This window comes from Streptomyces sp., from assembly GCF_036566765.1.
Lineage (GTDB): Bacteria > Actinomycetota > Actinomycetes > Streptomycetales > Streptomycetaceae > Streptomyces.
Map to the genome: position 1 here is coordinate 1 of NZ_DATCVQ010000222.1, position 3,048 is coordinate 3,048.

At 67.7% G+C, this 3,048-nt stretch carries 5 protein-coding genes; all 5 read right to left on the reverse strand.

Annotation, left to right across the window (positions count from 1 at the left end; all coding sequences use genetic code 11):
• Positions 1–11: 11 nt before the first annotated feature.
• Positions 12–728: a hypothetical protein gene (locus VIU94_RS12855; protein WP_331910846.1), complete on the reverse strand. Its 717-nt coding sequence runs from the start codon at positions 726–728 to the stop codon at positions 12–14.
• A gap of 3 nt (positions 729–731) precedes the next feature.
• Positions 732–1,211, reverse strand: a complete 480-nt coding sequence (locus VIU94_RS12860) for a hypothetical protein (RefSeq protein WP_331910848.1) — start codon at positions 1,209–1,211, stop codon at positions 732–734.
• A 63-nt stretch (positions 1,212–1,274) separates the two neighbouring features.
• Positions 1,275–1,742 (reverse strand): hypothetical protein, encoded by a 468-nt coding sequence (locus VIU94_RS12865; protein WP_331910850.1) that lies wholly within the window; start codon positions 1,740–1,742, stop codon positions 1,275–1,277.
• A gap of 10 nt (positions 1,743–1,752) precedes the next feature.
• Entirely contained in the window at positions 1,753–1,968 is a 216-nt protein-coding gene (locus VIU94_RS12870) for a hypothetical protein (protein WP_331910852.1), read from the reverse strand.
• A gap of 29 nt (positions 1,969–1,997) precedes the next feature.
• A partial coding sequence (locus VIU94_RS12875; protein WP_331910854.1) for a C40 family peptidase occupies positions 1,998–3,048 on the reverse strand: 1,051 nt, incomplete at its 5' end.

Below are 3,048 nucleotides of genomic sequence, written 5' to 3' on the forward strand. Positions count from 1 at the left end.
TCACCGCCTCTCTACCAGGAAGCGGCGCGATGTGCAGCACCGGTCGGCCGCAGCGCCACAGTGCGGGGCGGCACAGGCGCGGCGAGAATCTCCAGCGCGGCCCACGCCCACTGGGCCGACGACGATCCCGGAGCGTCCGCATTGAACGTCACCGACGTGCCGCTACCTGCGGTGTTGTCGGCCTTGACCATGCCGAGGCCGGAATACTCGAAGAACCCGCCCACTGTCTCGCTGAACGGGTATCCCGTGTCGCCACCCCCGGCGGTCGGGCTTCCGAGCCCGTTGGAGTCGAGCGCGGCCAGAAAGCCTCTGCTGCCGACGCCGGACGACGTGTACCCGGTGACGTTAAGGGTGTTCGTGGTAGCGGTGTTGTTGCCGGTGTTGCCGATCGGGTCCGTCGGATGCTGGCCGGTGATGCCCACCACCTTGAGCGCGCCGAGGCTGGCGCCGGCGCCCTCGACCAGCTCCACGCCGAGCGTCACCGTGACTGAGCCGCTGCCCGTCACCGGGGCCGTCCAGATCTCGGCGTAGTCCGTCCCGGGGGCGCGCTGCACGCGCCGCGTCCACGTGAACGACCCGCCGCTCACCGTTGGCGCGCTCTCTGATACGGCTGCCACCAGCGCGACCAGCAGGCCATCGACTGGGCGAGTGAACGAAGCGGTAGTGATCGTCGTGGTGTCGGTGCCGACAGCGAGCGCCGGACTCGCCGGGTCGATCTGAATGGCCACCCGTCAGCACCGCTCGAAGACCATGGACGCTCGGACCGACGTCGAAGCCGCCGCCGTGCACCTCAGCACGAATCCGTGGTCGAACGCACAGTCCGGCGTATCCCCGAGGGGCCAGTCGTACAAGATGGTCCCGCCGTTCGGAGTCAACGTGAACTCCGCGATCACCGTCAGCACGGTCGGCTCGGACGTCCAGTTCTTCGCCGCCGACACGCCGTGAGTCAGCGCCCTGCCGTAGATCTGAGTGACGGCAGGCGCCGTCAGGGTTGTGCTGTTCGTGCCGGGAGCGTTCGTCGCGAACGTCGCATAGCAGACCTCGACCACGGCCGGAGCCTCGGAAGCGCTGGTGCCCGTGAAGCCGAGCCACACCTTCTTCAGGTCGAGGCCGAAGTCATCGGCAGACTTCACTCCGAGCACGGTCTTCGCCGTGGATGCGCTCAGCGACACCGCGCCGCCTGTGACGATCGAATATCCAGCCTTGGCCACGTCCGGCCTCCTTACATGCGAAAAGCCCGCACGCTGGCGGGCGAAAGAGTCGAAAGTGGCTGATTAGGCGGCGCTGCGGAGCACCTGCCGCCAGACGCCGTCTGAATGAAAGGTGATCGAAAACGTTCCGTCGGCGGTGCCGTACGTCTGGCCGAAGTACCGCATCAGAACGGCCCGATTCGACAGCGACGGCACATAGATGAGCAGCCCAGCGGCATCGATCGTGGATTCCTCCCACTCGACCGGGTCGAACTTCCAGCCCAGCTTGTTCGTGGCCCCCGCCAGTTCGGCGAAGCTGACCACGGTCAGGTCGGCCCCGCCTGCCGTATAGCCGGGACCGGAGGACTCGTCCGAGTCGAGCGGGGCCGTCCCGTACGCCGGGCTGACCTGCGAGAAGTTGGGCGACGCCGACGCCTCATACAGTGCGGCCTTGAATGCTCCGGGCGTGGTGTCCGACAGGTCCAAGGCGATGTCGTTGCTCAACGCCTTCACCATGGTGTCGTTGAACCACCCGTCCTGGGTGAGCGCCACAGGACGCCTCCTATCTCAAGTTGATGTTGACGTCCCTGTGTTCGCGACCCTGCTCGTCGGTCCGTTCGGTGACGTCGTTACCGCACTGGTCGCGCACCGTCCGGCGTGCGGAAGTGTCGGCGAGCACCTGATCCCGGGTCGCCCAGGTCCAGCCGACAGGCCGGACCTGGACGTTCTTGGACCGCATGTACGCGCCGAACGTCCCCTGCTCGGGATCCCAAGGCATGCCGAAATCGCCCTCCTTGCCTGGTGGATTCAGCGCGGGCGCTTCGACAGCCAGTACAGTTCTCGCGAGATCGCCTGCGGGGACTGCTCAGGCGTCGCATGGAATTCCTCGATGTTGAGCATCGGCGAGTCTCCGCCGCGCGCTCCGCCTTGAATGGCCTGCCACTGCTGGTCTGTCAGCACCGGCTCCGGCCTGCCTGTCCCGTTGTAGACGAGGCTGTGCCCGGTCGGCAGGAAGCCTCCCGAGTCGTACGCGGCAGCCGCCTCGCCCTTGACGGGCGGGACACCGATCACCTGAGCCGCACGGGCGGCGACCTGCCTGATCTTCAACCCGGTCTGCGGCGCTTCGATGATCGTGGACGGGTTGACGTACAGCCACACGTGGCCGGGGTGCGGGAAGCCGAGCGCACCAGGCACCGGGGCCTGTACCGGCTTGACCCACGCCATCTGCTGCTGCGACGTGCGCGGGATGTCACCGCGCCCACCCGCCTGCCACGCCCGCATCGTCAGGCCTGAACAGTCGAACGTGCCTGGCCCCGTCCCGCCCCACTCGTACGGCTTGCCGATCTGCTGGCGGGCGAACTCCAGCGCCTTCTGGGCGCCAGGCCCGCCCATGGCGGCTTCCTTCGCGGTCAGGAACTCGATCACCTTGGAGACCAGCGTCTTGGGGATGTTGATGAGCATTTGCGCGAAGGGGCTGTCGCCCATCGCCGCCGAAGCGCTGTCCAGGATCGGGTTGAGGATCTTCTCCGCGCCGAACTTCACGCCCTGGGCGAGGATGTCGCCCACGATGCCGCCGCCGGCGAGCCCCTGGTACGGGGCGAGCGGCTTGCCCGACAGGGCCGCGCTGTTGACGGCGTGGAGCCGTGCCCGCTCGTACGGGTCGCGCATCGCCTCGGACACGTAGACGCCCTCGCCGCGCCGCATGGCCACGAGCTGGTCGTCACCCTGCCGGTAGGAGCTGGTACCCGGCAGGATGCCGCCCCGAGCGAAACCGCTGAACTTCAGCAGCGGCAGCTTGGGCAGCTTCAGCGCGTCAGCGACCGCGTTCCACACTGCGGCGATGCCGTTGTTGTAGACG

Coding starts and splice junctions, on each gene's coding strand:
- VIU94_RS12870 (WP_331910852.1), bottom strand. CDS start 1,968: ATGCCTTGGGATCCCGAGCAGGGGACGTTCGGCGCGTACATGCGGTCC.